Origin of the sequence: Colwellia sp. BRX8-7 (assembly GCF_014077275.1) — a bacterium.
GTDB lineage: Bacteria > Pseudomonadota > Gammaproteobacteria > Enterobacterales > Alteromonadaceae > Colwellia_A.
Genome location: NZ_JACGVP010000058.1, coordinates 1 through 1875, shown reverse-complemented (window position 1 = coordinate 1875; position 1875 = coordinate 1). Strand labels below are relative to the sequence as shown.

Annotated in this window: 1 rRNA gene; it reads left to right on the top strand. The window is 49.0% G+C overall.

The features are described from left to right. The first annotated feature begins 251 nt into the window (after positions 1 to 251). Positions 252 to 1796: ribosomal RNA gene (locus tag H4J57_RS19350) — 16S ribosomal RNA — on the top strand. Positions 1797 to 1875: the final 79 nt, after the last annotated feature.

The window sequence follows — 1875 nt, the reverse complement described above, 5'->3', positions numbered from 1 at the left end:
TTCTTTAACAATTAGTTATCATGCAATTTGTGTGGACACTCACATTACATTGATTTTACATAGTCGGTTCTTAATTCTCTAACGAGAGGCAAGGAAAGACGTAAAACAGTTTAATAATGATGTCACACAGATTAAGTATTAATTATTAATTTAATTAGTACGTTTTATGTAGTTATCAGCTTCGGTTGGTAACACGACAGAATTCATTGAGCAGATGTCTTGGTTTCGGCTAAGCATCACAAACGATTTTTTAATTGAAGAGTTTGATCATGGCTCAGATTGAACGCTGGCGGCAGGCTTAACACATGCAAGTCGAGCGGTAACAGAGAGTAGCTTGCTACTTTGCTGACGAGCGGCGGACGGGTGAGTAATGCTTGGGAATATGCCATATGGTGGGGGACAACAGTTGGAAACGACTGCTAATACCGCATAACGTCTACGGACCAAAGAGGGGGATTCTTCGGAACCTCTTGCCATTTGATTAGCCCAAGTGAGATTAGCTAGTTGGTGAGGTAATGGCTCACCAAGGCGACGATCTCTAGCTGGTTTGAGAGGATGATCAGCCACACTGGGACTGAGACACGGCCCAGACTCCTACGGGAGGCAGCAGTGGGGAATATTGCACAATGGGCGAAAGCCTGATGCAGCCATGCCGCGTGTGTGAAGAAGGCCTTCGGGTTGTAAAGCACTTTCAGTTGTGAGGAAAGGTGGGTAGTTAATAGCTGCTCGCTGTGACGTTAGCAACAGAAGAAGCACCGGCTAACTCCGTGCCAGCAGCCGCGGTAATACGGAGGGTGCGAGCGTTAATCGGAATTACTGGGCGTAAAGCGTGCGTAGGCGGTTTGTTAAGCAAGATGTGAAAGCCCAGGGCTCAACCTTGGAACTGCATTTTGAACTGGCAAACTAGAGTACTGTAGAGGGTGGTGGAATTTCCAGTGTAGCGGTGAAATGCGTAGAGATTGGAAGGAACATCAGTGGCGAAGGCGGCCACCTGGACAGATACTGACGCTGAGGCACGAAAGCGTGGGGAGCAAACAGGATTAGATACCCTGGTAGTCCACGCCGTAAACGATGTCAACTAGCTGTCTGTGGACTTGATCCGTGGGTAGCGGAGCTAACGCATTAAGTTGACCGCCTGGGGAGTACGGCCGCAAGGTTAAAACTCAAATGAATTGACGGGGGCCCGCACAAGCGGTGGAGCATGTGGTTTAATTCGATGCAACGCGAAGAACCTTACCATCCCTTGACATCCACAGAAGAGACTAGAGATAGACTTGTGCCTTCGGGAACTGTGAGACAGGTGCTGCATGGCTGTCGTCAGCTCGTGTTGTGAAATGTTGGGTTAAGTCCCGCAACGAGCGCAACCCCTATCCTTATTTGCCAGCGCGTTATGGCGGGAACTCTAAGGAGACTGCCGGTGATAAACCGGAGGAAGGTGGGGACGACGTCAAGTCATCATGGCCCTTACGGGATGGGCTACACACGTGCTACAATGGCAAGTACAGAGGGCAGCAATACCGCGAGGTGGAGCGAATCCCACAAAGCTTGTCGTAGTCCGGATTGGAGTCTGCAACTCGACTCCATGAAGTCGGAATCGCTAGTAATCGTAGATCAGAATGCTACGGTGAATACGTTCCCGGGCCTTGTACACACCGCCCGTCACACCATGGGAGTGGGATGCAAAAGAAGTGGCTAGTTTAACCTTCGGGAGGACGGTCACCACTTTGTGTTTCATGACTGGGGTGAAGTCGTAACAAGGTAACCCTAGGGGAACCTGGGGTTGGATCACCTCCTTATCTTGAAGTAAAAACAGTTTAATGGAAACTTCGGTTTCACGAGTGTCTACACAAATTACATGATAACAAATTAGAAGAA